At 49.4% G+C, this 4120-nt stretch carries 7 protein-coding genes, 1 tRNA gene and 1 pseudogene; all 9 read left to right on the top strand.

The genetic code is table 11. From position 1 onward, the window contains the following. Positions 1-113: pseudogene (locus QZP87_RS11060) on the top strand (elongation factor Tu); the annotation flags it as partial. A gap of 5 nt (positions 114-118) precedes the next feature. Then, a complete protein-coding gene (gene rpmG / locus QZP87_RS11055; protein ID WP_291322981.1) occupies positions 119-268 on the top strand; it encodes a 50S ribosomal protein L33 in 150 nt (49 codons plus the stop codon). 13 nt (positions 269-281) lie between these two features. After that, positions 282-358 (top strand) — tRNA-Trp (locus QZP87_RS11050). 23 nt (positions 359-381) lie between these two features. After that, positions 382-621: a preprotein translocase subunit SecE gene (gene secE / locus QZP87_RS11045; protein ID WP_291322980.1), complete on the top strand. Its 240-nt coding sequence runs from the start codon at positions 382-384 to the stop codon at positions 619-621. Between the two features lie 320 nt (positions 622-941). After that, a complete protein-coding gene (nusG, locus tag QZP87_RS11040) occupies positions 942-1487 on the top strand; it encodes a transcription termination/antitermination protein NusG (protein WP_291322982.1) in 546 nt (181 codons plus the stop codon). A 19-nt stretch (positions 1488-1506) separates the two neighbouring features. Beyond that, complete coding sequence (rplK, locus tag QZP87_RS11035) at positions 1507-1932, top strand: 50S ribosomal protein L11 (RefSeq protein ID WP_291322979.1); 426 nt, start codon at positions 1507-1509, stop codon at positions 1930-1932. Between the two features lie 21 nt (positions 1933-1953). Beyond that, complete coding sequence (gene rplA, locus QZP87_RS11030; RefSeq protein WP_291322978.1) at positions 1954-2658, top strand: 50S ribosomal protein L1; 705 nt, start codon at positions 1954-1956, stop codon at positions 2656-2658. A gap of 277 nt (positions 2659-2935) precedes the next feature. Then, the gene (gene rplJ, locus QZP87_RS11025; RefSeq protein WP_291322977.1) at positions 2936-3457 is read left to right on the top strand and encodes a 50S ribosomal protein L10; all 522 of its coding nucleotides are present in this window, start codon (positions 2936-2938) and stop codon (positions 3455-3457) included. A gap of 35 nt (positions 3458-3492) precedes the next feature. Then, the gene (gene rplL / locus QZP87_RS11020) at positions 3493-3885 is read left to right on the top strand and encodes a 50S ribosomal protein L7/L12 (RefSeq protein ID WP_291322976.1); all 393 of its coding nucleotides are present in this window, start codon (positions 3493-3495) and stop codon (positions 3883-3885) included. Positions 3886-4120 lie beyond the last annotated feature (235 nt).

Below are 4120 nucleotides of genomic sequence, written 5' to 3'. Positions count from 1 at the left end.
CTTTTGACGTGGATCTGATAGTACCGATAGCCATGGATCCTGGTCTTCGGTTCGCCATCCGCGAAGGCGGGCGTACTGTAGGAGCTGGCGTGGTCTCGGAAATCGTGGAGTAATAGACATGCGTGTAAACATTCTGCTTTCATGCAGCGGGTGTAAACGAAGGAATTATGCTACCTGCAAGAACAAAAAGAACACTACCTCCAAGCTGGAGTTGAAGAAGTTCTGTCCGTTCTGCGGCAAACATCTGCCGCACAAGGAAAGCAAGTAGCTTATTATAATGCAGGCCAGTAGCTCGAACTGGCAGAGCATCGGACTCCAAATCCGAGGGCTGGGGGTTCGAATCCCTCCTGGCCTGCCACAAAAATTATTGAGTGACACCGGATGACCAAAAAAAAGAAAAAAGAAGCAACAGAGCCTCAGGGAACGTTGCAAACCAAGTTTCAGGATACCAGGGAATATCTGGAAGAGGTCAAGGGAGAGCTGAAGAAAGTCACCTGGCCCACTCGCAAGGAAACCCTGAGTACAGCTTTGGCAGTGGTAGCCCTGGTCATAATCGTTTCTATCTACCTGGGGATAGCTGATTTCATATTTTCCAGGCTGGTAGCGCTCATTCTTCCATAACGAAGTCCCATCACCTGATGCGGCCCATCATTACCGCCAGGACAATTCGAAGGATCGAAATATCATCAGTTCATATGTAACCATTCAGGTAAGGCAGATACCGGCCCGGTGCCTGTCCCCTGCTTTCCATAGAAAAGGGCTGAACTTTTACGTGAAGCTGCTCAATAATTTGTTAGCGGGGAACAGTCCCCAGCCCTTTGTGCCATTAGTCATCACCGAGGACCCCCTGAATGGATACGTTCATATTTCCCCGGGGCATTCAGGCGCAAATGCCTGCTTCCGGAGCTGAACATAATATCAGCAGGCTGGTAATAAATTTTATGGAAGAGACATTACTAAAATCAAGATGGTATATCATACATACCTATTCCGGATACGAACAGCGTGTAGAGCGAACTATCAGAGAGATGATGCGTACCGGGCAGGACAAGGGGCTCATTGAAGAGATAGTAGTGCCTACTGAGCAAGTGGTTGAACTGGTCAAGGGTCAGAAAAAAACATCCACCCGCAAGTTTTTTCCGGGCTATGTGCTGGTTAAGATGGTTTTTAATGATGATTCCTGGCATCTTATACAGTCGATCCCAAAGGTGACGGGTTTCATAGGCAGCAAGAGCAGACCGTCTCCTTTGACTGACGCAGAGGCTGAAAAAATCTTGAACACGGTTCAGTCCAGGAAAGAACAGCCTCGGCCCAAGTTTCATTTTGCAAGAGGGGATGAGATAAGAGTTGTAGACGGGCCTTTCGCCAATTTTAACGGTATAGTTGAAGATGTAAATTACGACAAGGGAAAACTCAAGGTATCGGTGTCGATATTCGGCAGGCAGACACCGGTTGAGCTGGATTTTGTTCAGGTATCCAAAAGCTGACATAAGAGGTAGGATTTAAATGGCCAAAAAAGTAAAGGCAAAAATTAAACTGCAAATTCCTGGTGGAGCAGCAAATCCATCTCCGCCGGTGGGTCCGGCGCTTGGACAGCACGGCGTTAATATCATGGAATTCTGCAAGGCATTTAACTCAAAGACTCAGGAAGACAAGGGAATGATAATCCCGGTAGTCATTACTGTATACCAGGACAGGTCTTTCACATTCATCACCAAGACGCCGCCCGCACCTGTGCTTTTGAAGAAAGCGGCCAAGCTGGACAAGGGTTCCGGAGAAGCCAAAAAGGTTAAGCTGGGCAAGGTTACCAGAGAACAGGTGGATGAAATCGCCAGGGTTAAGATGCCTGACTTGACAGCCGGCGATATGAAAGCGGCCAGAAAGACAATCATCGGGACAGCCAAAAGTATGGGTATTGAAGTAGAAAAGTAACTTCCAAGGGGATATAAGGCAATGCCAAATCGTGGGAAAAAATATATTGAAGCCAGAAAAAAGGTTGATACAACCGAAAAACTTTTGGTGGAGGATGCTGTACGCTTGGCCCTTGAAGGCTCCTTTGCCAGGTTTGACGAGACTGTTGATGTTGCAGTCAGGCTGGGAGTAAATCCCAAGCATGCGGATCAGATGGTACGTGGGGCCTGCAGTCTGCCTCACGGACTTGGAAAAGATGTCCGAGTGGTTGCTTTCTGTAAAGGTGAAAAGGAAAACGAGGCCCTTGAGGCCGGAGCTGACGTTGCCGGCGGCGAGGATCTGGTGGAAAAAATCAAGGGAGGCTGGCTGGAGTTTGACAAGGCTGTTGCAACTCCGGACATGATGGCCCAGGTGGGCAAGATAGGCCGGATACTGGGACCCAGAGGTCTTATGCCCAATGCCAAGACCGGAACGGTGACATTCGACCTGGCCAATACCATCAAGGAACTCAAGGCAGGCAAAGTTGATTTCAAAGTTGACCGTACCGGGATTATCCATGCCCCTCTAGGAAAAGTTTCTTTCGGTCCGGAAAAGATAAGAGACAATCTCAAGGCCCTGGTTGAAACCCTGCAGAAGCTCAAGCCGGCTTCCTCCAAGGGTACCTATCTCAAGGGCCTGGCCCTTTCCACCACCATGGGGCCGGGTGTCAAGGTTGACTCCACCAGTATCAGGGGACTGCTTAAATAGTTAATGCAGGTCTTGATTTAACTGCAGCCAATTTTCAAAAGGGTATCTGTTTAGCGCTTTGCATGTAGCACGGGGACTGGCTCTCCCCGCACTTATTTTTTTCGCTGATGTAAAGATCATTACTGAAAAATAAGTGCGGGGGTGCCTGTCCCCTGCTTTCCTTCAAAGCGCTAAACAGATACTTCAATAGAGTCAGAGACAACAGGCGGGCATGTCCCTTAATTTCCTGTCGAGACGGCTTTGGCTCTTATACTTAAGTATAAAGAGAGGTGATAAAGTGCACAGAGATGATAAGGGCAAAATCATCCAGGACCTGCGTTTGCAGGCCAACAAGGCAGTGATTGCCGTGGTCACGGATTTTCAGGGGATGAAGGTCGAAGAGATGACCCTGCTTCGGCGCAGTCTGCGGGAAAACAACATCGAGTTCAGGGTGGTGAAAAACACCCTGGCCCGGATAGCCTTTGAAGAGACCCCGCATGCTCCGGTGAGGGACAATTTCAAGGAGTGTTGCGCCATAGCATTCGGATTCGACGATCCGGTAACCCCTGCCAAAGTTCTGGTGGATTTTGAGAAAAAGAGCAAAAAGTTCAAGACCCGGTTTGCCAGCCTTGAAGGCAGATACCTGGAAGCAGCAGCCATGAAGGAGCTTTCAGAGTTGCCCAGCAGGGAAGTGCTGCTGGCCAGAATGATGGGGACTATGAACGCGGTGCCCACTAATTTTGCTTCCCTGTTTGCCAATCTTATCCGGGGAATGATGAACGCCCTGGACGCCATCAGGGAGCAGAAGCAAAACGCTTAATCGAGCCAAAGCAACATTTTTTTCAGGAGGAATCAATGTCTGATATTACCAAGGAACAAGTGATTGATTTTATTTCCAACATGACAGTGCTGGAACTGTCTGAATTCATCAAGGAACTGGAGGAAAAGTTCGGAGTATCTGCCGCTGCCCCGGTTGCGGCCATGGCTGCTGCCCCGGCTGCAGGGGGTGGAGAGGCTGCTGAACAAGAAGAAGAGCAGACTGAGTTTGATGTGGTACTTAAGGAGGTTGGTGCGAACAAGATCGGGGTAATCAAGGCGGTCAGGGCCCTGACCAATCTTGGACTGAAAGAGGCCAAGGCAAAAGTTGATGAGCTGCCGTCTGCCATCAAAGAGGCCGTTTCCAAGGAGGACGCAGCCGAAGCCAGGAAACAGCTGGAAGAGGCCGGCGCAACTGTTGAAGTCAAGTAAAGTCAACTCTACACCCTTCGGGGATACAGCATATATAGGTTAGTTCAGAGGGCACAGTACCAAAGGGATACTTGTGCCCTCTGAACTCTTTTGTATTTTATATCTGTCGGCGCATTAGGCGCTTAGCACAAATTTCAAACCAACATGTTGGTTGCTAAAATCGGTTCCTGGTTACCTCTCGTTCCCAGGCTCCAGCCGCTCCCCTCTCGTTCCCAGGCTCCAGCCTGGGAACGCT

The organism is Desulfonatronospira sp., from assembly GCA_003563255.1.
Classification (GTDB): domain Bacteria; phylum Desulfobacterota; class Desulfovibrionia; order Desulfovibrionales; family Desulfonatronovibrionaceae; genus Desulfonatronospira.
This window is presented reverse-complemented; position numbering and strand designations above follow the sequence as displayed.